This window comes from Microbacterium sp. JZ31 (assembly GCF_016805985.1).
In the GTDB taxonomy this organism is placed as follows: domain Bacteria; phylum Actinomycetota; class Actinomycetes; order Actinomycetales; family Microbacteriaceae; genus Microbacterium.
The window spans coordinates 2,635,720-2,656,849 of record NZ_CP017661.1; the positions used below are offsets into that span (position 1 = coordinate 2,635,720).

General features: G+C 72.5%; 14 protein-coding genes, 1 tRNA gene, 1 other RNA gene and 2 pseudogenes. 6 read left to right on the top strand and 12 right to left on the bottom strand.

The features are described 5' to 3' along the window. Positions 1 to 1,308: an aspartate kinase gene (locus BJP60_RS12590; RefSeq protein ID WP_203136123.1), complete on the bottom strand. Its 1,308-nt coding sequence runs from the start codon at positions 1,306 to 1,308 to the stop codon at positions 1 to 3. A 221-nt stretch (positions 1,309 to 1,529) separates the two neighbouring features. Here BJP60_RS12590 and BJP60_RS12595 point away from each other — a divergent pair, with 221 nt between their 5' ends. Then, positions 1,530 to 1,943: a hypothetical protein gene (locus tag BJP60_RS12595; RefSeq protein WP_203136125.1), complete on the top strand. Its 414-nt coding sequence runs from the start codon at positions 1,530 to 1,532 to the stop codon at positions 1,941 to 1,943. A 13-nt stretch (positions 1,944 to 1,956) separates the two neighbouring features. Here the strand turns inward: BJP60_RS12595 and BJP60_RS12600 are convergent, their stop codons facing one another. The 9 genes from BJP60_RS12600 to pta all read right to left on the bottom strand — a co-directional run bounded on the left by BJP60_RS12600 (position 1,957) and on the right by pta (position 14,133). Next, positions 1,957 to 2,910 (bottom strand): DMT family transporter, encoded by a 954-nt coding sequence (locus BJP60_RS12600; RefSeq protein ID WP_238439428.1) that lies wholly within the window; start codon positions 2,908 to 2,910, stop codon positions 1,957 to 1,959. A gap of 92 nt (positions 2,911 to 3,002) precedes the next feature. After that, entirely contained in the window at positions 3,003 to 3,596 is a 594-nt protein-coding gene (gene recR / locus BJP60_RS12605) for a recombination mediator RecR (protein WP_203136127.1), read from the bottom strand. Between the two features lie 14 nt (positions 3,597 to 3,610). Further along, entirely contained in the window at positions 3,611 to 6,034 is a 2,424-nt protein-coding gene (locus BJP60_RS12610; RefSeq protein ID WP_203136129.1) for a DNA polymerase III subunit gamma and tau, read from the bottom strand. Positions 6,035 to 6,068: 34 nt separating this feature from the next. Further along, the gene (locus tag BJP60_RS12615) at positions 6,069 to 6,896 is read right to left on the bottom strand and encodes a sulfurtransferase (protein ID WP_203136130.1); all 828 of its coding nucleotides are present in this window, start codon (positions 6,894 to 6,896) and stop codon (positions 6,069 to 6,071) included. Next, positions 6,889 to 9,423, bottom strand: coding sequence for a glycoside hydrolase family 65 protein (locus tag BJP60_RS12620; protein WP_203136131.1), 2,535 nt, complete (start codon positions 9,421 to 9,423; stop codon positions 6,889 to 6,891). Before BJP60_RS12620 ends, BJP60_RS12615 begins: the two co-directional genes overlap by 8 nt. An 86-nt stretch (positions 9,424 to 9,509) precedes the next feature. Continuing rightward, a complete protein-coding gene (locus BJP60_RS12625) occupies positions 9,510 to 10,253 on the bottom strand; it encodes an HAD family hydrolase (RefSeq protein WP_203136132.1) in 744 nt (247 codons plus the stop codon). A 122-nt stretch (positions 10,254 to 10,375) separates the two neighbouring features. Then, entirely contained in the window at positions 10,376 to 10,774 is a 399-nt protein-coding gene (locus BJP60_RS12630) for a hypothetical protein (protein ID WP_203136133.1), read from the bottom strand. 3 nt (positions 10,775 to 10,777) lie between these two features. Further along, complete coding sequence (locus tag BJP60_RS12635; protein ID WP_203136134.1) at positions 10,778 to 12,025, bottom strand: acetate/propionate family kinase; 1,248 nt, start codon at positions 12,023 to 12,025, stop codon at positions 10,778 to 10,780. A 2-nt stretch (positions 12,026 to 12,027) separates the two neighbouring features. After that, complete coding sequence (pta, locus tag BJP60_RS12640; protein ID WP_203136135.1) at positions 12,028 to 14,133, bottom strand: phosphate acetyltransferase; 2,106 nt, start codon at positions 14,131 to 14,133, stop codon at positions 12,028 to 12,030. Between the two features lie 72 nt (positions 14,134 to 14,205). Here pta and BJP60_RS12645 point away from each other — a divergent pair, with 72 nt between their 5' ends. Both BJP60_RS12645 and BJP60_RS12650 read left to right on the top strand, forming a co-directional pair. Then, entirely contained in the window at positions 14,206 to 14,640 is a 435-nt protein-coding gene (locus tag BJP60_RS12645; RefSeq protein ID WP_203136136.1) for a MarR family winged helix-turn-helix transcriptional regulator, read from the top strand. Beyond that, positions 14,637 to 15,890 (top strand): MFS transporter, encoded by a 1,254-nt coding sequence (locus BJP60_RS12650; RefSeq protein WP_238439429.1) that lies wholly within the window; start codon positions 14,637 to 14,639, stop codon positions 15,888 to 15,890. Before BJP60_RS12645 ends, BJP60_RS12650 begins: the two co-directional genes overlap by 4 nt. Before the next feature lie 145 nt (positions 15,891 to 16,035). Here BJP60_RS12650 and ffs read toward each other — a convergent pair. Beyond that, positions 16,036 to 16,132, bottom strand: an RNA gene (gene ffs, locus BJP60_RS12655) — signal recognition particle sRNA small type. A 28-nt stretch (positions 16,133 to 16,160) separates the two neighbouring features. Between ffs and BJP60_RS12660 the strand changes: the two are divergent. From BJP60_RS12660 to BJP60_RS12670, 3 genes and pseudogenes are all read left to right on the top strand, one after another. Continuing rightward, positions 16,161 to 17,131 (top strand): annotated as a pseudogene (locus tag BJP60_RS12660) (AAA family ATPase). A 679-nt stretch (positions 17,132 to 17,810) separates the two neighbouring features. Continuing rightward, a pseudogene (locus tag BJP60_RS15335) lies at positions 17,811 to 18,434 on the top strand (DUF58 domain-containing protein); the annotation flags it as partial. Next, a complete protein-coding gene (locus BJP60_RS12670) occupies positions 18,421 to 20,757 on the top strand; it encodes a transglutaminase family protein (RefSeq protein ID WP_203136139.1) in 2,337 nt (778 codons plus the stop codon). The pseudogene BJP60_RS15335 and the gene BJP60_RS12670, both read left to right, overlap by 14 nt. Positions 20,758 to 20,851: 94 nt before the next feature. Here the strand turns inward: BJP60_RS12670 and BJP60_RS12675 are convergent. Beyond that, a tRNA-Ser gene (locus BJP60_RS12675) sits at positions 20,852 to 20,940 on the bottom strand. Between the last annotated feature and the right edge of the window lie 190 nt (positions 20,941 to 21,130).

Consider the following 21,130-nt stretch of genomic DNA (forward strand, 5'->3'; position numbering starts at 1 on the left):
TCAGCGCCCGGTGCCGGCGTAGACCGTCGCCTCGATCTCGCTGTCGAGGCCGTAGGCCGTGTGCACCGCGCGCGCGGCCTCGTTGAGCTCGTCGCCGCGCAGGACCACGGAGATCCGGATCTCGGACGTCGAGATCATCTCGATGTTGACGCCCGCCTCGCTCAGCGCCTCGAACAGCGTGAGCGACACACCCGAGTGCGTGCGCATGCCCGCACCCACGACCGAGAGCTTGCCGATCTGGTCGTCGTGCACGATGCTCTCGTAGCCGATGGTCTCCTGCTCGGCGGTGAGGACCTTCAGCACCTCGACCGCCGACTGCTTGGGCAGGGTGAACGAGATGTCGGTGCGGCCCGGCTGCGCCGACTGCACGTTCTGCACGATCATGTCGATGTTCGCGCCCGTCTTGGCCACGAGCGAGAAGATCGCGGCCGCGGATCCGGGCACGTCGGGGACCCCGACGACCGTGATCTTCGCCTGGCTCTGATCAATCGCGACGCCCGCGACGACGGGCTCCTCCATGCCGATGACGTCGGCCATCGCTGACTCCTTGTGGGTGGTGCGGGGGTCGGTCATGCCCTCCCCCAGGACGTAGGTGCCCTCGTTCGCGGAGAACGTGGACCGGGCGTGGATGAGCACGCCGTGACGACGGGCGTACTCGACGGCGCGGATGTACAGCACCTTCGCGCCGTTGGCGGCGAGCTCGAGCATCTCCTCGGCCGTGACCGTGTCGAGCTTGCGGGCCCGCGGGATCACGCGCGGGTCGGCCGAGAAGATGCCGTCGACGTCGCTGTAGATCTCGCACACGTCGGCCCCGAGGGCCGCGGCCAGGGCGACCGCGGTGGTGTCGGATCCGCCGCGGCCGAGCGTGGTGATGTCGTCGTTGTCCGGGTTGACGCCCTGGAAGCCCGCGACGATCACGATCGCCCCGTCGTCCAGCGCGGCCCGCAGGCGCGTGGGGGTCACATCGATGATGCGCGCGCTGCCGTGGTCGGCCGTTGTCCGCATGCCGGCCTGGCTGCCGGTGAACGACCGCGCCTCGTAGCCCATCGAGTGGATCGCCATCGCGAGCAGCGCCATCGAGATGCGCTCACCGCTCGAGAGCAGCATGTCGAGCTCGCGCGGCGCCGGGATGGGCGCAACCTGCGCGGCGAGGTCGAGCAGCTCATCGGTGGTGTCGCCCATCGCGCTGACGGCCACGACCACGTCGTTGCCGGCGCGGCGCGTGTCGACGATGCGCTTCGCGACCCGCTTGATGCTCTCGGCGTCGGCGACGGACGAGCCGCCGAACTTCTGCACGATCAGTGCCACTGGGTACTCCTGGGATCCAGGACGTCTCGGATTCCCGCCCTGCTCCGAACATCTTAGGGACGCGTCGGACCGCCTCCCGACCATGTGACATCCCGCCCGCCCGTGCCCGCGGGCGCTTCGCGGGATGCATCCACGACGGCGCGCGATGGACGCAGAACGCCTGGTGACACGGCGGCTTGCGCCGGATACTGTGACGGCAACGACGAGCAGGAGGCAGGCGCATGGACATCCCTGAGAGCATGACCCCGGTCATCGGTCTCGTGGCCGGTCTGGTGATCGTCGGGGCGATCGTCACGGTGATCATCCGGCTCGTGCGGGGACGTCAGGCCGACGCATCCGTGGGGCAGGATCGCCGCCGCCGTGATGCCGACGGCAGCGACGCGAATCCGATGCTGTACGGCGCGGCGGGTCTCGCGGCCGGCGCCGGGGCAGGCGTGATCGGCACGGACGGGCGCAAGGACGACGGGGGCGGGTCGGGTTCCGGCGGCGAGGGCGGCGGCGACTTCGGCTCGGGCGGCGATTCCGGGACCGGCGGAGGGTTCGGCGGGGATTACGGCGGCGGCAGCGGCGGGGGCTGGGGCGGCGGCTTCGACGGCGGCGGCGCGAGCGGCGGCGACGGCGGCGGGTCGTTCTGACCCGCTCGCCCGCTCAGCGGTGGCGCTTCTGCCGAGCGGGCGCGATCGGATCCGGCTCCGACAGGATCGGCACGGCCGGATCCGTCTTGTCGCGGGTCGGCAGGCCGCCCGCGGCCAGCAGGCAGCCGACGATCACGATCGGGAAGCCGACGAGCAGCGCGGGGCTGAGCGGCTCGGCGAGGATGAGGACGCCGAGCGCGATCGCGACGACGGGGTTCACGTACGTGAACAGCGGCGCGCGCACGGGTCCGACCTCCGCGATGAGCGCGAAGAACGCGATGAAGGCCACAGCCGTGCAGACGACCGTCAGCAGCACGATGGACACGACGCTGTTCGCGGTGGGCGCCTCGTGGCTCGTGAGCAGTGCGATGGGGGTGTAGCCGAGGCCGACCACGGCGAGCGCGAGCGTGATCGTGCCCAGCGACGGCACATCGTGGAGCTTGCGCGCCACGATGAACGGCGCGATCGCATACAGGACCGCCACGAGCAGCACCTCGCCCATCGCCACGAGATCCGCACTCGCTCCTTCCGCACTGCCGAGCGCGACGACCGCCACGCCGGCGAAGCCGAGGGCGAGGCCGGTCGTGCGCATCGGGCGCAGGGCGGTGCGGTCGCCGCGCACCACCGCGATCACGGTCGCGAAGAGCGGCACCGTCGCCACCAGCAGACCCGTGAGGCCCGAGGAGATGGTCTGCTCGGCGTGCGCCAGCAGCACGAACGGACCCGCCATCTCGATCGCGGCGAACGCGAGCACCCACGGCCACTTCCGCAGCGCCGGCCGCAGGGCACGCTGTCTCAGCGCGAACGGCAGCAGCAGGATCGCGGCGCCGCCCGTGCGGATGGCGACGACCGCGGCGGGCGAGAACGTCTCGACCGCCTCGCGGATGAACAGGTAGGGCATGCCCCACACGACCGCCATGATCGCGAAGAGCACCCAACCGCGCGCGGAGAACCGGGAGGATGGCACGCGCCGATCCTGCCATGGGGTGGGGACATCGCGCGGGCCGGGGGCGTTCCGGCGTCGCAGTGCGGCCGAGCCGGACGTCGACGCCGCCGGCGTCAGATCGCGCGGCGTCCCTCGAACGCGCGGCCGAGCGTGACCTCGTCGGCGTACTCGAGGTCGCCGCCCACGGGAAGGCCCGACGCGAGGCGCGAGACCGTGATCTGCAGCGTCGTGAGCAGGCGGCTGAGGTAGGTCGCCGTCGCCTCGCCCTCGAGGTTGGGGTTCGTGGCGAGGATGACCTCCTGCACCGTGCCATCGGCGAGGCGCGACATGAGCTGCTGGATGCGCAGGTCGTCGGGACCGATGCCGGCGATCGGGCTGATCGCGCCGCCGAGCACGTGGTACAGCCCCCGGAACTCGCGCGTGCGCTCGATCGCCGCGACGTCCTTCGCGTCCTCGACCACGCAGATCAGGGCGTTGTTGCGGCGGGGGTCGCGGCAGATCGCGCACGTGTCCTGCTCGGAGACGTTGCCGCAGATCTCGCAGAACTTCACGCGCTCGCGCACCTCGCGCAAAAGCTCGGACAGCCGCGACACGTCGAACGTCGGGGTCTGCAGGATGTGGAACGCGATGCGCTGCGCCGATTTCGGGCCGATGCCGGGGAGCCGGCCGAGCTCGTCGATCAGCTCCTGGACGATGCCGTCGTACATCTAGATGGACCTTCTCACTGGAACCGCGTGGGCGGCTCGTAGGGCTCTTCGCGCACGAAGCGCGCCTCGAGGATCTGCCGGACGACGGCCTCTCCGTAGCGCTGCACGCCGTCGGTCTGCACGACGCGGCGCTGCACGGTCACGGTCGGAGTCTGGATCACCGGCGGCACCTCGGGTGCGGCCGGCGGCTCGTCGTCGGTCTCGTCCGCGTCGACGGGCACGTCGGTCGGCATCACGTCGCCCTCGCGCTCGAGCGTCGCGACGCGCGCGGCGACCGGCACCGCGGCCTCCTCGGGGTCGTCGTCGACCGCGAGCGCGGGGGCCGCGTCCGAGTTCGGGATCGTCGCGACCGCCCAGTCGGTCACGGGCGCCGCGGCGTACGTCGCGGGGGCCGGCGCCGGGTCGCGACGCGGCGGTGCGGGACGGACCTGCGCGGTGCGGGCGGGCGCCGGACGGTCCGCCGCTGGGCGCGCAGGCGCGGGGCGCGCCGCCGCTGCCGCGGGACGCGAGGCGTAGGGGTCCTCCCCCGGATACGGCTCGTCGGGATAATCCGGCTCGGGCGGGACGTCGTCGTAGGACGGCGCTGGGTCGGGGTCGGACGGCGCGGGCTCGGCGGGACGCTGCCCGCCCTGCTCGCGCGGACCGGCCTCGCGTCCACCTGCGTCCACGTGCGCGAGGTACTTCACGCGCACGCCCAGCACGGCCAGGATCGCGGTGCGCAGATCCTCGCTCACGCCGCCCTGCGGCGTGCGGTGCTTGAACTTCTCGAGGTCGCCCTCGTTCGGGAAGCCGAGCACGAGCACGTCGTCCGGGCGCACGTCGGCCACGCGCGCACCGGCGACCACGAGCCAGCTCGTGCGACGGATCTCCTGGAGGCGCTCGAGCACGGTCTGCCACGCGGCCGTGATGGCGTCGAGCGTGAGCGGGCCGGCCGGGGCCGGAGGCTCGGCGGGCTGCGACGCAGCGGGCTGCGGCGCCGAGGCACCCGGCGTGGCGGGCGACGTCGCGGGAGCCGTGCCCGGAGCAACGGTCGCCCATCCGGCCGCGGGGACAGTATCGCCCTGCGACGCGGGCACGACAGGGGCGGCCGCCGGCTCCTCCGCGGCGGCCGGCTTCTCCGGAGCGGCCGGCTTCTCCGGAGCGGGAGCCTGCGGCGCCGGAACCGCCGGAGCCGGAGCCGGAACGGCCGGACCCGGAGCCGGAACGGCCGGAGCCGTGGCCGCGGGCGCGGGGGCCGCGGCTGCGGCCGGCGACGCGGGCGCCGGTGTCGGGGCGACGGACGGCGCGGCGGCAGCCGGCACGGGTGCCGCACCGGGAGCGGCGGCCGCGTCGGGCGCGATGGCGCCCGCGAGCACGCGGGCGATCATCAGCTCGAGCTGCAGGCGCGGCGACGTGGCGCCCGTCATCGCATCCAGCGCGGCGCTGACGATGTCGGCGATCTTCGACAGACGCTCGGCCCCCAGGCGCTGCGCCTGGCCGCCCATCCGCTCGAGCTCGTCGGCGGGCATGCCGCGCAGCACGGCGGACGCGCCCTGCCCGGTCGCCGCGATCACGATCAGGTCGCGCAGACGCTCGAGCAGGTCGTCGACGAAGCGCCGCGGGTCCTGACCCGTCTGCACCACGCGATCCACGGACGCGAACGCGGCGGCGGCATCGCCCGACGCGAAGGCGTCGACGACGCCGTCGAGCAGCTCGCCGTGCGTGTAGCCCAGCAGGGCGACCGCCCGCTCGTACGCGACGCGGGATCCGTCCGATCCGGCGATCAGCTGATCCAGGATCGACAGCGTGTCTCGCGGGGATCCGCCGCCGGCGCGCACAACGAGCGGCAGCACGCCCGACTCGACCTGCACGCCCTCCTGGTCGCACAGCGACTGGACGTAGTCGAGCATCGCGGCGGGCGGCACGAGGCGGAACGGGTAGTGGTGCGTGCGCGAGCGGATCGTGCCGATGACCTTGTCGGGCTCGGTCGTGGCGAAGATGAACTTCACGTGCGCGGGAGGCTCCTCGACGAGCTTCAGCAGCGCGTTGAAGCCCTGCGGCGTCACCATGTGCGCCTCGTCGAGGATGAAGATCTTGAACCGGTCGCGCGCGGGGGCGAACACCGCGCGCTCGCGCAGGTCGCGCGCGTCGTCGACGCCGTTGTGGCTGGCCGCGTCGATCTCGACCACGTCGAGCGATCCGCCGCCCGCGCGGGAGAGCTCGACGCAGCTGTCGCACGTGCCGCACGGGGTGTCGGTCGGGCCCTCGGCGCAGTTCAGGCAGCGCGCGAGGATGCGTGCGGAGGTGGTCTTCCCGCAGCCGCGCGGACCCGAGAACAGGTACGCGTGCCCGATGCGATCGCCCCGCAGCGCGGTCATCAGCGGCTCGGTGACCTGCGACTGCCCGATCATCTCCGCGAAGGTCTCGGGCCGGTAGCGGCGATACAGGGCGGTGGTCACCCGAACAGCCTACGGTGCACCGCTGACATCCGGCCTACGGCTCCGAGCCCGTCGCGACGGGGCGGCCCTCCAGGTTCGACCACTGGCTCCACGAGCCAGGGTAGAGCGCGCCGTCGACACCGGCCGCGGCGAGCGCGAGCAGCGTGTGCGCGGCCGTCACGCCCGAGCCGCAGTACACCGCGACGGGCGCCCGGAGGTCGATGCCGAGGTCCTCGAAGCGGGCGCGGATCGAGCCGGGCTCGAGGAAACCGCCCCCCGCGTCGAGGTTGTCGGTCGTGGGGGCCGACACCGCGCCGGGGATGTGCCCGGCGCGCGGATCGATCGGCTCGGACTCGCCGCGATAGCGCTCGCCCGCCCGGGCGTCGACGAGCGTGCCCACGCGCGGGAACGCCGCCGCGTCGTCCACGGTCAGCACCGGCAGCGCGCCGTAGTGCAGCTCGATGTCTCCCGGCTCCGCCTCGACGGGTCCGGTCTCGAGCTCGCCCTTCCAGGCCTGCAGTCCGCCGTCCAGCACGCGCACGTCGCGCACGCCGGCGTGACGCAGCAGCCACCACGCCCGCGCGGCCGCCATGCCGGAGGTCGCGTCGTAGACGACGACCGGCCTGTCCGTGAAGACGCCCCAGGCGCGCGCCGAGCGCTGCAGCGCCTCGACCGACGGCAGCGGATGACGTCCCTCGGTCGCGGGGCGCGACGGGTCCGCCAGCTCGTGATGCAGGTCCACGAACACCGCGCCGGGGATGTGGCCCGCGAGATACGCGGGACGCCCGCCCTCCGGATCCGCGAGCGTCCACCGCACATCCAGCAGGGTCACCTCGCCGAGCCGCGCCGCGAGCTCGGACGCCCTGATCAGCGGCTCAGTCATCGTCGGCGGCCGTGACCGTCTGCATCCCCGCCGTGATCACGGGGATGGACGACGTGACCGGGGCGGGAACCGTGGGCTCGAGCGACGTGCCGTCGTCGCGGCGCATCTCGGAGAACGGCGTGAGGGTCGGACGCCCGGGCAGCACCGGCCCCTGGTCGGCGAGCGGCACGATCGTGGGCTCGTCAGCCGTCGCGATGTACGCCTTGCCGCGCACCTCGAACGGCACCGGGTCGACGGACCCTCCCGGCCCGTCGGCGCGCAGCGTCACGCGCATGTGGTCGCGCCGCAGCACGATGTCGAGCGTGCGGCCCTTCCACTGCAGGGCGTAGGCGAGCTCGGGCCAGCTCTCGGGCAGACGCGGATCGAAGGTCAGCTCGCCCATGTAGTCGCGCATGCCGCCGAAACCGGAGACCAGCGCGGTCCAGACGCCGCCGGCCGACGCCACGTGCACGCCGTCGGCCGCGTTGTGGTGCAGGTCTCCGATATCGACGAACAGCGCCTCCTCGAAGTACTCGTGCGCGAGGTCCTGGTACCCGACCTCGGCGGCCAGGATCGCCTGCACGACCGCCGAGAGCGTCGAGTCGCCCGTGGTCAGCGGGTCGTAGTAGTCGAAGTCCGCACGCTTCTCCTCGGCCGTGAAGTGGTTGCCCTGCAGGAACAGCGCGAGCACGACATCCGCCTGCTTCAGCACCTGGAAGCGGTAGATCACGAGCGGGTGGAAGTGCAGCAGCAGCGGGCGCTGGTCCTCCGGCGTGTGCTCGAGGTCCCACACCTCGCGCTCGAGGAACAGCGAGTCCTGCGGGTGGATGCCGAAGTTCTCGCTGTACGGGATGTGCATGGCGTCGGCCGCGCGCTCCCACGTCTCGGGCTCGGACGGATCCAGCGCCACGCGGTCGGCGAGCCGGCGGAACGCGCCGGGATTGCGCTCGGCCATGTCCCGCACCGCGCGGGCCGCGGCGCGCAGGTTGAACCGGGCCATCACGTTGGTGAACAGGTTGTCGTTCACCACCGTCGTGTACTCGTCCGGCCCCGTGACGCCGTGGATGTGGAACGACTCGATGCCCTGGTACGAGCGCCAGAAGCCCAGCGTCGCCCACAGCCGCGCGGTCTCGACGAGGACGTCGGCGCCCTCGCGCTCGATGAAGTCCAAGTCGTCCGTGGCGCGGGCGTACTTCACGATCGCATACGCGATGTCGGCGTTGATGTGGTACTGCGCGGTGCCGGCCGCGTAGTACGCCGACGCCTCCTCGCCGTTGATCGTGCGCCACGGGAACAGCGCACCGGCCTCGTTCAGCTGACCCGCACGCCGCCGCGCCGCCGGCAGCATGTGGGTGCGCATCCGCATGGCGTTCCGCGCCCACAGCGGATTCGTGTACGCCAGGAACGGCAGCACGTAGATCTCGGTGTCCCAGAAGTAGTGACCGGAATAGCCAGAACCGGTCACGCCCTTCGCCGAGACGCCGAAGCCGTCCGCGCGGGCGGCCGCCTGCGCGAGCTGGAACAGGCACCAGCGGGTCGCCTGCTGCAGGCTGTCCTGGCCCGCGATCCGGACGTCGGCGCGGCTCCAGAAGTCGGCCATCCAGGCGCGCTGACGCCGGTAGACCTCGTCGATGCCGATCGACGCGACGCGGTCCAGCGTGCGCCGGCAGCGGTCGACGAGCTCGCGCGAGGGCACGCCGCGCGACGTGTGGTACGCCACGGTCTTCGTGATCGTGACGGGCACGGCCGCCTTCGCCTGCACCCGGAACACGTGCTTGGCGATATCCGGCTCGACGAGCAGGCGGACGTCGTACTCGTTGTCCGTGTGGATCTCGTGGTCGCTCACGACCGCGATCGTCATCCCCGACTCGGTGACCTTGTACGATAGCGCGGAGCGCAGGCCGTCCTGCCAGAACTCCTGCGGCTGGAGCACGCGCTCGGTGATCTTGTCGGTCTTGCGCGGATCGAACGTCGCGCCGCGGATCATCGAAGGCGTTCCGCCGTAGACGTTCTCGCCGTCCTGCCGGTTGACGGTCTGCGAGCTGATCGTGACGGGCGCGTCCGTGCCGAGCACCGTCACGGTCATCCGCATCACGGCGAGGTGGCGCTCGTCGAACGACACCATGCGTTCGTCCTCGATCAGCACGTCCTTCCCGGCCGGGGTGCGCCACAGCAGCCGCCGTCGGTAGACGCCCTCGCGCATGTCGAGCACGCGCTCGTACTCGCGCAGCTCCGCGATGTCGAGCGAGAGCGGCTCATCGTCGACGTACACCCGCATGACCTTGGCGTCGGGGGCGTTGACGATCGTCTGACCGACCTCCGCGAAGCCGTACGCCTGCTCCGCGTGCCGGATCGGCCACGTCTCGTGGAAGCCGTTGATGAACGTGCCGTGCTCGTAGGCATGCCGCCCCTCGGGGTGGTTGCCGCGCAGGCCGAGGTAGCCGTTGCCGAGCGAGAAGATGGTCTCGGTCACGCCCGCGTCCTCGCCGGAGTAGCGCGTCTCGATGAAGCGCCAGGGGTCGACGGGGAAGCGTTCGCGATCGATCATCGGCAGGATCCTTCGGGTATTCGGGCTCGGATCGGAGACGGGTGCGGGTGGGACTTCGGGTGCTCGGCTCGGGTGCGCGAGCAGGATCAGGGACGCGCGTCGTGCGCGTCGGCGAACTCCGCGAGATCGGAGACGACCACGTGCGCGCCGGCCTGCTGCAGCGCGTCGGCGCCGGCACCGCGGTCGACGCCGACCACGAGGGCGAACGCGCCCGCGGCGGCGGACTGGACGCCCGAGATGGCATCCTCGATCGCGGCGGCACGCGCCGGCTCGACGCCCGCCATCCTCGCCGCGGCGAGGAACACGTCCGGCGCGGGCTTGGAGGGAAGGTGCTCGCGCTCGGCGACCGCGCCGTCCATCACGACCTCGAAGCGGTCGCGGATGCCGGCCGCGGCGAGCACGTCCTCGGCGTTCTTCGAGCTCGACACGACGGCTGCGGGCACCTCGGCCGCGTCGAGGATGTCGAGCAGCCGCAGCGTGCCGGGGTAGGCCGCGATGCCGTCCTCGCGCAGCACGCGCGTGAACACGATGTTCTTGCGGTTGCCGATGCCGCAGACGGTGTTCTCCTCGGGAGCGTCCGACGGGTCGCCCCACGGCACCTCGACGTCGCGGCTGCGCAGCAGGGCGGCGACGCCGTCGTAGCGCTTCTTGCCGTCGAGGTGGTCGAAGTAGTCGCTGTCGCTGTACGGCGGCGTGATGTCCCAGTCGGCGAACAGCTGCTCGAACATCGTCCGCCACGCGTGCATGTGCACCTCGGCGGTCGGGGTGATCACCCCGTCGAGGTCGAACAGCACGGCGTCGTACGTGGTCAGATCGGGCAGGTTCGACACAGATGCTCCTGATCGCTCGGGACGCGATCCAGCGTAGTCGCGGCGGCGTTACGCGGGTATTGCGTCGAGGGTGCTCACAGCCGTTCAGGGGCGGGACCGACGGGATCCCTGCGCCGCCGCCGTCACGCGTCCGGCACCGGCCGCTCGAGCCATGCGAGCAGCGCGAGCGCGTACGCGGCCTCCACATCGGCGTGCCTGAACTTCCCGTCGGCCGTGCGCACCACCCAGCCGGACTCTGCCTCCAGGGCGACGAACCGCCCGCCGAGCAGCTCGCGCAGCTGATCCTCGCGCGGCAGCCACAGCGCGGTGTCGAGGGCGACCGAGTCGAGCGCCCACTCCGTCGTGCCGTTGAAGCCGAGCACCGGCTGCCGGTGGAACACGTGCACGTCGATCGTGAGGTGGCTGATCCAGAACACCTCGCCCGCGACCTCGTCGCGGTCGATCGTGAAGCGGTCGCCCGGCTGCGGCTGCCACAACACCCCGGCGTCCCGGATGCGGCGCGCGAGATCCAGGGGCAGCACGGCTCAGTCCCCGCTTCCCACCGCGGGACCGGCGACGGCCAGCGCCTGGCGGGCGATCTCGAGCTCCTCGTTCGTCGGCACGACGAGCACCTCCACGCGGGATGCGTCGGTCGAGATGCGGCGGGTGCCGCGCTCGCGCGCCGTGTTGCGTGCCGGATCGAGCTCGACGCCGGCGAAGCCGAGCGTCTCGACGGCACCCGCCCGCACGGCCGCGGCGTTCTCGCCGACCCCGGCCGTGAACGAGATCACCTCCACCCCGCCGAGCTGGGCGATGTAGGCGCCCGCGTAGGCGCGCAGGCGATGGATGTAGACGTCGAACGCGAGCTGCGCCGCCTCGTCCCCCGCCTCGCACCGGGCCGTGAGATCGCGCATGTCTGTCACACCGGCCATCCCGAGGACGCCGCTGCCCTTGTTGAGCAGCCGGTCGAGGTCGTCGATCGACATCGACGCGCGGCGCGCGAGGTGCAGCAGCACGGCGGGATCCAGGTCGCCCGATCGCGTGCCCATCACCAGTCCCTCGAGCGGGGTCAGCCCCATGGAGGTCTCGACCGAGCGGCCGCCGTCCACGGCGGTCACGGACGCGCCGTTGCCGAGGTGGAACACCAACTGCTTCAGCTCGCGGATGTCGCGACCGAGGAACTCCGCGGCCTTCGCGCTGACGTAGGCGTGGCTCGTCCCGTGGAAGCCGTAGCGGCGGATGCGGTGCCGCTCGGCGAGCTCGCGGTCGATCGCGTAGGTGTAGGCCGCAGGGGCGAGCGTCTGGTGGAACGCCGTGTCGAACACCGCCACGTGCGGGATGTCGGCGAACGCCTTGCGGGCGGCGCGGATGCCCTGCAGCGCGCCCGGATTGTGCAGCGGCGCGAGCACCGACAGCTCGTCGATGTTGATCTCGACGAGCTGGTCGATCAGCGTCGCCTCGAAGAACCGCGCGCCGCCGTGCACCACGCGATGACCCACCGCGACGGGCGGGGCCTCGTCGAGCGACGGCCCGTGCTCGGCGAACGCCTCGAGCATCACGGCGAAGCCGGCCGTGTGGTCCGGGATCGGTCGCTCGATCTCGTGCGTCGCCTCGAGCACGGCCGGGGCTGGCTGGCCGGGCTCGGCGTGGAACCGGACGGTGTGCGTGGCGTGCCCCGCGGTCTCGCCGATCCGCTCCACCAGACCCGACGCGAGGACGCGCTCGTGCTCCATGTCGAGCAGCTGGTACTTGAACGACGACGACCCGCTGTTGACGACGAGGACGATGCTCATGCTCACTCCTGCTGGGCCTGGATCGCCGTGATCGCGACCGTGTTGACGATGTCGCCCACGAGCGCACCGCGCGAGAGGTCGTTGATCGGCTTGTTCAGGCCCTGCAGCACGGGACCGATCGCGACCGCTCCGGCCGAGCGCTGCACGGCCTTGTAGGTGTTGTTGCCCGTGTTGAGGTCGGGGAAGACGAACACCGTCGCGCGACCGGCGACCTCGGACTGCGGCAGCTTGGCCTTCGCGACCGCGGCGTCCGCGGCCGCGTCGTACTGGATGGGCCCCTCGAGCGGCAGCTCGGGCGCGCGCTCCCGCGCCAGCTGGGTCGCGAGACGCACCTTCTCGACGTCCGCGCCCGATCCGCTCTCGCCCGTCGAGTACGACAGCATCGCCACCCGCGGCTCGACCCCGAACTGCGCGGCGGTCGCGGCCGACGAGATGGCGATGTCGGCGAGCTGCTCGCTCGTGGGATCCGGGATCACGGCGCAGTCTCCGTAGACGAGCACGCGATCCTGCAGGGCCATCAGGAACACGCTCGAGACGACGGACACCCCGGGCTTGGTCTTGATGATCTCGAACGCGGGCCGGATGGTGTGCGCCGTCGTGTGCGCGGCCCCCGACACCATGCCGTCGGCGAGCCCGAGGTGGACCATCATCGTGCCGAAGTACGACACATCGGTCACGGTGTCCGCGGCCTTCTCGTACGTGACGCCCTTGTGCGCGCGCAGCTGGGCGTACTCGGTCGCGAAGCGCTCGACGAGCTCCGGATCGAACGGGCTGACCAGGTGCGCGTCGGCGAGGTCGAGGCCGAGCTCGGTCGCGCGCGAGCGGATCGCGTCGGGCTCGCCCAGGATCGTCAGCTCGGCGACCCCGCGCGTCAGCAGCGACGCAGCGGCCTTCAGGACGCGGTCGTCGCCGCCCTCCGGCAGCACGATGTGGCGGCGGTCGGCGCGGGCCCGCTCGATCAGCCCGTACTCGAACATCAGCGGCGTCACGACCGTGGCCCGGGCAACGCCCAGCACGCGCGTGAGCTCGGCGATGTCGACGTGCTGCTCGAACATCGCCAGGGCGGTGTCGAACCGGCGACCGGATCCGGACGCGCGCCCGCGCGCGCCCATGACGCGCACGGCGGTCTCATACGTGCCGAGATCCGTCGTCACGATCGGCAGAGACGATCCGAGCCCGTCGATCAGACGCAGCACGTCCTCGGGCACGGGGAAGGGACCGTTCAGGACGATGCCGGTGAGCTTCGGGAACGTCCCCGACTGGTTCGCGAGCAGCGCCGCGACGAGCACCTCGGTGCGGTCGGCGGGGATCACGACCACCGCGCCGTCGGTCAGGCGCGGCAGCACGTTGACCATCGACATGCCCGCGATCACGACACCCAGCGCCTCGCGCGTGAGCAGCTGCTCGTCGCCCTTCAGCAGCGCGCCGTCGAGCGCGCGCAGGATGTCCTGCATCGACGGGGCGACGAGCATGCGGTCCTCGGGGAGCGCCCACACGGGGACGTCGGAGCCGACGGCGGAAGAGACCTCGGACGTGATGTGGGCGAGGCGGTCCGGGTCGGCGCGGTTCACGACGAGCGCGGCGAGCTCGGCGCGGCCGCGCTGCAGCTCGGGAAGCGCCAGGCGGGCGAGCTGGGCGACCTCGTCGGCGGTGCGCGCGGTCGTCGTGCCGAGCTGCTCGGCCTGTCCCTGCTGGGCACGGCCGCCGAGCACCAGCAGCACGGGCGTGCCGAGGTTCGCGGCGATGCGCGCGTTGTACGCGAGCTCGGCGGGGCTGCCGACGTCCGTGTAGTCGCTGCCGACCACGATCACGGCATCGCACTGCGCCTCGACGGCCTTGAAGCGGGCGACGATCGTGCCGAGCGCCGCCTCCGGGTCGGCGCGCACGTCGTCGTACGTGACGCCCACGCACTCGTCGTACGCGAGATCGACGCCGTCGTGGCTCAGCAGCAGCTCGAGCACGTAGTCGCGCTCGACCGTCGAGCGGGCGATCGGTCGGAACACCCCCACCTTGGGCGTCGCGCGGCTCAGGGCGTCGAGCACCCCGAGCGCGATCGTGGACTTGCCGGAGTGCCCCTCCGCGGAGGTGATGTAGATGCTCCTCGCCACACGGTCAGCCTAGGCGCGGCATGGGTCGCGGGGACAGGAGCTCCTTCGATACTGAAGTTATATACTTTGAGTATGCAAAACCTGGAGGCCCTCACCGACGTGCTGGCCGCCGCGCACCGGCTCGGGCGCGTCGTGGCGCGCACCGCCGGGTCGACGACCCCCGCCGCGCAATGGCGGGCGCTGTCGATCCTGGAGGAGAGCGGCCCCCTGCGCCTGGGCGCGCTCGCGTCCGCCGCGCGCGTCACGCAACCCGGGATGACGCGACTGGTCGATCTGATGTCTGGCGCGGGCCTGGTCGAGAAGGCCCCGGATCCGGCGGATGCCCGCGCGGTCGTGATCCGGATCACCGACGCCGGCCGCGACGCGCGCGACGACTGGTTCGCGACCGTCCGGCAGGTGCTGGCGCCACGCTTCGCGGACCTCACGGACGACGACTGGCGCGCCATCCACACCACGGCCGCGCTGCTGAACGCCCGCACGGCAGAACCCACGAACGGAGTCGAGTGAACACCTCCCCCCATGCCCCCGCGGGCGGCGGCATCCTGAAGCAGCCTCTCGCCGTCTGGGCGATCGCCTTCGCGTGCGTCGTGTCCTTCATGGGCATCGGCCTCGTGGACCCGATCCTGCCCGCCATCGCCCGCGAGCTGCACGCCACGAGCACCGAGACGTCCCTGCTGTTCACGACCTATCTGCTGATCACCGGCGGCGCGATGTTCTTCACGTCCTGGCTGTCGAGCCGCATCGGGGCCAAGCGGACGCTCCTGATCGGCCTGGGCGTGATCGTCGTGTTCGCGGCGCTCGCGGGCCTCGCCGACTCCGTAGGCGGCGTGATCGGCTTCCGCGCGGGCTGGGGGCTCGGCAACGCGCTGTTCATCTCGACGGCGCTCGCGGCGATCATCGGAGCGTCGACCGGCGGCACGGCGGGCGCGATCATCCTGTACGAGGCGGCGCTGGGCATCGGCCTGGCGATCGGACCGCTGCTGGGCGGGCTGCTCGGCAGCATCTCGTGGCGCGCGCCGTTCTTCGGCACCGCCGTGCTCATGGCCGTGGGGTTCACCGCGGTCGCGGCTCTCCTGCGGACGCCGAAGACCGCGCCCCAGCCGACCGCGCTGTCCGCGCCGTTCCGCGCGCTCGGCAACCGCTCGCTGCGGGTCGTGGCGTTCGCGGCGCTGTTCTACAACATGGGGTTCTTCGTGCTGCTGGCGTGGACGCCGTTCGCCCTGGTCCCCCTCGGCATGGACGACGCCATGACGCTCGGCTGGATCTTCTTCGGCTGGGGGCTCGCGGTGGCGGTCACGTCGGTGTTCGTCGCGCCGGCCCTGACCGCGCGGCTGCGGCGCACGACCGTGCTGATGATCGTGCTGCCGGCGCTCGCGGTCGTGGAGGGGCTGATGGCCCTGCTTGCGGGGAGCGCGACCGCGCTGATCGTGCTCGTCGTGGTCGGCGGCCTGCTGCTCGGCATCATGAACACCGTCCTGACCGAGGTGTCGATGGATGCGACGGACCTGCCGCGTTCGGTGGCCTCGAGCACGTACTCGGGCGTGCGGTTCCTGGGCGGTGCGATCGCCCCGCCGCTCGCGTCATGGCTGGGCGAGACCGTGTTCGACTCGACCGCGGCGCCGTTCGTGGTGGGCGTCGTCGTGCTGCTGATCTCGGCGGCGCTCATCGCGACGGGACGCCGGCACCTGTCGCGTGCGGACGGCCGCGAGGAGACGGAGCTCGAGACCGCACAGGCGATCTCGGTCGGCGCGGACTGAGGCGCGGGGCGACGACCGCCCCGAGGGCCGAACCCGAACGGTCCTGCACGAGAACGGCCGGATCACGCATCGTCGCGTGATCCGGCCGTCCGCATCCCGAGAGGGCGCTCGATCGACGCGGCGATCCTGCACAGTCGCCGCGAAAAAGAAAGACTCTCCGCGTACCCGACAGAGCCCGGTTACCCTTGCTACGTTTCCGTCCTGGGGGAGTTGGCCTGGATGTCGCCACGCGGAGAGCTTCCACCAGTTTAGACGATCGAAGGAGCGCCCGTGCCCGATCCCCTCACCCCGGAGCGCTTCCAGCAGACGACGGACGGCATCGTCCGGTCCGTCGCCTCGGTGATCGACGGCAAGCCGCACGCCGTGCGGATGGCGCTCGTGGCGCTGCTGGCGGAGGGGCATCTTCTGATCGAGGACGTGCCGGGCGTGGGGAAGACCGTGCTCGCGCGGGCCGTCGCCGCATCGATCCAGGCGCGCGTGCGGCGCATCCAGTTCACGCCCGATCTGCTCCCCAGCGACGTGACGGGCGTGTCGGTGTTCAATCCGGCCACGCGCGAATTCACCTTCACGCCCGGTGCGGTGTTCGCCAACATCGTGATCGCGGACGAGATCAACCGCTCCTCCCCCAAGACGCAGTCGGCGCTGCTGGAGGCGATGGAGGAGCGCCAGGTGACGGTCGACGGCACCTCGCACACGCTGCCGGATCCGTTCCTGGTCGTCGCGACCCAGAACCCGCTCGAGATGGAGGGCACGTATCCGCTGCCCGAGGCGCAGCGCGACCGCTTCATGCTGCGCATCTCCATGGGCTACCCCGACGCGCAGGCCGAGGCCCTCATGCTGCGCCAGCGCGACACCGCGAACCCGCTCGCGGCGCTGCGTCCCGTCGTGTCGGTCGAGGAGGTCGCGGCGCTGATCGGGTTCGCCCGCTCCGTGCACGTGGCCCCCGCGATCGAGGAGTACGCGATCGCGCTCGCTCAGGCGACGCGAGCGCACCCCGACCTGCGCCTCGGCGCCTCCCCCGCGCGACACTGCAGCTCGTGCGCGCGGCGAAGGTGTGGGCCGCGCTCGACGGCCGCTCGTTCGTCATCCCCGACGACGTGGCCGACCTCCTCGAGCCCGTGTTCGCACACCGGCTCATCCCCTCTCGCAGCGCGTCGGGCGCGCATCGCGCGGGCGATCCTGTGCCGCCCATCCTCAAGACGATCGCGGCGTCCGTGCGGGTGCCGCTCGCCGTGCGCTGATCCGGACACGGTCATGGCACGCGCACCAGGCTCCGAGGGACGGTGGTCCCGCCCGCTCGGCGGCGCGCCGCTGACCCGGCGCGGCCTGGGGGCGGTGCTGCTGGGCGCCGCGCTGCTGGTCCTCGCGATCGCGCTCGGACGCGTCGAGCTCGCGATCTTCGGCCTGACGCTGCTGCTGCTCGTCGGCGCGGGCTGGGTGTCGCTGCGCCTCGCGGGACGGGTCGCGGATGTCGACCGCTCGCTGTCGACCGATGTCGCGAGCGTCGGCGGCGTCTCTCGCGTCGAGGCGCGGCTGCTGCTGTCGGCGCGCCCGGTGCCTGGCGGCACCTGGCGCGACGGCCTGCCGGAGGCGCTCCGCCCGGTCGCCGAGGACGGCGCGCCCGACGGCCCCACCGGGGAGCTGCCGCCGGGAGGCCGCGGCACGCTGCACGTGTCGTATGCCGTGATGGGCATGCGGCGCGGTCGTCACACGGTGGGACCGCTGCAGACGGCGGCGGTGGACCCGTTCGGCCTCGCCCGGCGGCGCACGACGATCGGGATGCGCACGCCCGTGACGATCGTGCCGGCCGTCGTGCCGCTTCCCGCCCTGCCCGGCTCCCCCGGCGCGAGCGGCAGCTCGCAGGTGACGACGGGCAGGCACGGACAGGGAGCGGACAACCTGATCCCGCGGCCGTATGCGCCCGGCGACTCGATGCGCCGCATCCACTGGCGCGCATCCGCGCACCACGGGTCGTTCATGGTGCGCGAGGAGGAGCGCGAGACGACGCCTCGTGCGATCGTCGTGTTCGACCGCGGCATGACCCGCTGGGGGCACGATGCGCCGCACAACCGCGACGTGCGGTTCGAGACGGCCGTCACACTGTGCGTGTCGGCCGCGTGGAGCCTCGCGCGGGACGGCTACTCGGTGAGCGTGATGGACAGCGACGGCGCACCGATCGCGCTCGTCGAGTCGCACGAGGACATGTCCGACCTGCTGGTGACGTTCGCGTCCGTCGCGCCGCGCGGCGAGGACACGCTGCAGCGGATGTCGACGTCTCTGGCGAACTGGTCGGCCGCGCCGGTGATCCTGGTCGCCGGTCGCGTGACGGACGAGGATGTCGCGGGGCTCGGCGCGGTCGTGGCGCAGGCCTCGCGCGCCGTGCTGCTGTGCGCGGATCCTCAGGGCGGCGCGCTCGAGCGCGCGACCCGGGCCGGATGGCACGCCGCGCGGCTCGACCGTGATGTCGAGGCCGCGTGGGTCGCGGCGACGCGGGCGGAGCAGGATGTGCGACACGAGGCGGTGAGTGCGCATGGCGGTCACTGAGGCTCCCGCAGCCCCCCGGTCGGATGCGAACCGGGCCCCGCGACTCGAGAGCGCGGGTGCGCAGCGGAGCGCTCCGCGCCGCGCGCCGCAGGCCGCGCGCGGCGCGCGCGGCGACCTCGCGCTCACGATCGGCGCGGGGATCGCGACGCTCGCCGCGATGCTGCCGATCGCGCGACTGATCCTGCCGACGTGGTTCGGAGGGGCGGTCCTGACCGTCTCGCTCGTGCTGCTGGCCGACTACGCCCTGCGGCGCGCGGGCGTTCCCGCCCTGCTCGCCGCGGCGGGCGAGCTGCTCGTGTGGGCGATGTGCGCCACGATCGCGCTCGGGCACGATGACTCCCTGCTCGGCCTGCTGCCCACCTTCGACGTGCTGGGCGATCTGCCGCGCGTCATGGATCTCGTCGCGGCGGAGGTCGTCGAGGGCGTCGCCCCCATGGAGCCCAGCCGCGAGTTCGCGTTCGTGCTGATCGCGGCCGGGGGCCTGCTCGCGTTCCTCGTCGGGCTCATCGTGCGCGAGGCGCGGCTGCCGCTGCTGGCCGCACTCCTCCTCATCGGCGTGTTCGTGATCCCGCAGCTCGCCGTGCCGGGAGACCCGGATCTGCTCTCCGCCGTGATCCTGATCGCGGCGATCCTCTGGCTCGTGCGCACGGAGATCCGCTCGCGCCGCCCCGGCATGGAGGCGGGCAGGGTCGCGTCGACGTGGGCGGCCGTGCTGGGCATCGGCTCCGTCGTCGCCGCGCTCATCCTCGCGCCGGGGGTTCCTCTTCCCGAGCCCGCCGGCGGCGGCGTCGGACGCACCTCCACGATCTCGGCCTCGCTCGACCTGGGCGACGACCTGCGCCGACCCGCCGACGTCGAGGTGCTGCGGCTGCGGACCGACGGCTCGTCGCCGCCGTATCTGCGCGTCGCCACGCTCACGCAGTTCGACGGGGAGACCTGGTCGCCCGACGGCACGCCGCGCGGCACGCTCGACTTCCCGCCGGTGGAGCGCGGCCTCACCGTCGTGGAGCGCACGACGACCGTCGAGATCACGCGCCTCACCGGCGAGTATCTGCCCGTCCCGTACCCCGCGACCGAGGTCACGGGGCTGGTCGGGCAGTGGACGGCGAACGACCTGAACCGCACGGTCACGAGCGACACGACGAGCGCGCTCGGGCAGCGCTACGTCGTGGTGTCGCAGGATCCGCAGACCTCGCGCGAGCGGGCCCGCGACGTGATGCCGCGCGTCGAGGGCGGGTCCGAGGACTTCCTCTCCCACCCCGGCGACGGCAGGAACTACTCGTTCAACGCGCTCGCGCTGCCGGACGAGGCGGTCGCGGCGGAGATCCGGGCGCAGACGCGCGAGGTGATCGGCGACGCGACGAACGCCTACGACGCGCTGGTCGCGATGCAGTCGTGGTTCCGCAGCGGCGGCGGGTTCACGTATTCGCTCGAGGCGCCGGTGGAGGAGGGCTTCGACGGATCCGGCATGGACGCGATCCAGCGGTTCCTCGAGGTCCGCAGCGGCTACTGCACGCACTTCGCGTCGACCTTCGCGGTCATGGCGCGCTCGCTGGGCATCCCCGCGCGCGTGGTCGTCGGGTTCCTGCCCGGCACCGCGACCGGAGACGAGGTCGACGACCAGGACGTGTACGCGGTGCTCGGCTCGCAGCTTCACGCATGGCCCGAGACCTACCTGGACGGCATCGGCTGGGTCCCGTTCGAGCCGACCATCGGCCTCGGCACGCCCACGTCGCTGCGTTCGGAGGCCGCGCCGGGTGCCGCGCCGACCACCGGACCGGATGTGTCGCAGGCGCCGAGCCCGGCGCCCACCGCGTCGCGCGAGCTGGAGCGCGACACAGGCGATGCGAGCGCCCCAACCGGCTCCGTGTTCGACCCCGCGGCGCTCCTGCGGGGGCTCGCGATCGTCGCGGGCGCTCTGCTGCTGCTGGTCGTGCCCGCCGTCGTCCGCGCCGCGCGCTGGCGGATGCGACTCGCCGCCGCGCGCCGGGGCGACGCCGGCGCGGCGTGGCGCGAGCTGCAGGATCTGGTGATCGACGGCGGCCTCACGGTCGACGAGAGCGAGTCGCCGCGGGTGTTCGCGGCGCACCTCACGCGCGACCACGGCGTGCCGTCGTCGGCTCTGGACCCGCTCGTGGCGGGCATCGAGCGGGCGAGCTTCGCGCCGACGGGGCGCTCCGAGGCATCCGGATCCGCGGGACCGGAGCTCGCGAGCGCGCTCACGCGGGCGCGCCACGCGCTGCTTCCCGCGGGCGGCGAGCGGCTGCGCGCGTCGCTGCTGCCGCGCTCGCTCGTCGTGCGCCCGCGCGTGACGGAACTCTGACCGCGGGGGGATTCGCTCCGCTTCGTCCTCCCCGCGGAGCCCCTCTCGCAGAACGGAAGAAGCCCCGCACGAGGTGCGGGGCTTCTTCACGGAGCGGAAGCGACAGGATTTGAACCTGCGAGACGAGTTACCCCGCCTACATGGATTCCAGCCATGCTCCTTCGGCCGCTCGGACACGCTTCCAAAGGGCGACTTTATCACGCGAGGCCTGGGCGGATGATCCGCGCAGGCGCCTGCGGTACCGCCGGCCGGCTCGGCTTCCGCGCCTCGAAGCCCGCGATCCGCGCGAACGAGGCGCACACTGCGGCGCGCTTGCCGACATCGGCACCAGAGCCCTCTGTACTTCGGACATGACGGTCCCTATCCTCGCCCG

What these genes read in the sequence shown, in the direction of transcription:
- BJP60_RS12595 (WP_203136125.1), top strand. Translation starts at nt 1,530, where the DNA reads ATGGACATCCCTGAGAGCATGACCCCGGTCATCGGTCTCGTGGCCGGT.
- recR (WP_203136127.1), bottom strand. Translation starts at nt 3,596, where the DNA reads ATGTACGACGGCATCGTCCAGGAGCTGATCGACGAGCTCGGCCGGCTC.
- BJP60_RS12615 (WP_203136130.1), bottom strand. Translation starts at nt 6,896, where the DNA reads ATGACTGAGCCGCTGATCAGGGCGTCCGAGCTCGCGGCGCGGCTCGGC.
- BJP60_RS12620 (WP_203136131.1), bottom strand. Translation starts at nt 9,423, where the DNA reads ATGATCGATCGCGAACGCTTCCCCGTCGACCCCTGGCGCTTCATCGAG.
- BJP60_RS12635 (WP_203136134.1), bottom strand. Translation starts at nt 12,025, where the DNA reads ATGAGCATCGTCCTCGTCGTCAACAGCGGGTCGTCGTCGTTCAAGTAC.
- BJP60_RS12645 (WP_203136136.1), top strand. Translation starts at nt 14,206, where the DNA reads ATGCAAAACCTGGAGGCCCTCACCGACGTGCTGGCCGCCGCGCACCGG.
- BJP60_RS12670 (WP_203136139.1), top strand. Translation starts at nt 18,421, where the DNA reads ATGGCGGTCACTGAGGCTCCCGCAGCCCCCCGGTCGGATGCGAACCGG.